The sequence below is a fragment of the Colwellia marinimaniae genome (assembly GCF_002207865.1).
Classification (GTDB): domain Bacteria; phylum Pseudomonadota; class Gammaproteobacteria; order Enterobacterales; family Alteromonadaceae; genus Colwellia; species Colwellia marinimaniae.
This window is the reverse complement of record NZ_BDQM01000177.1, coordinates 1-324: the sequence shown is the minus strand read 5'-3', so window position 1 is coordinate 324 and position 324 is coordinate 1. Positions and strand designations below refer to the sequence as shown.

Here is a 324-nt window from a genome sequence, read left to right as displayed (position 1 = left end):
CTCAGCTAGGTGGTCGGCAACTTTCTGATCTTCGTTCAGACGATCCGGAAACTGGGCCAGGATGCGCCCCGCCAACGAAATATCCGAAGTCGTGATGTCAATACCCGACCCGTCGAGGAATCCCTCCACGATGGGAAGTAAGGAATATGATGCGAGGGCGGGGGCCTCGTCGATCTTGGTCCAGACGATGGTAGGCATGCACGAACTCCTGTGATCGAGGGGAACGCCGCTGTGCAACCCGTCAGGGCGTCTAGCGGCACTTCGTCTTAAGAATAGTGGAGGTGGTGGACATTTCTGACACACCGAAAAGGAACACCGTAGAAC

The 324-nt window shown here is 56.2% G+C and carries 1 protein-coding gene; it reads right to left on the bottom strand.

Annotated features, from left to right (window positions below; translation table 11 throughout):
* The coding region (locus MTCD1_RS23530) for an NADP-dependent isocitrate dehydrogenase (RefSeq protein ID WP_143760164.1) at window positions 1-198 on the bottom strand (198 nt) is incomplete at its 3' end.
* Window positions 199-324: the final 126 nt, after the last annotated feature.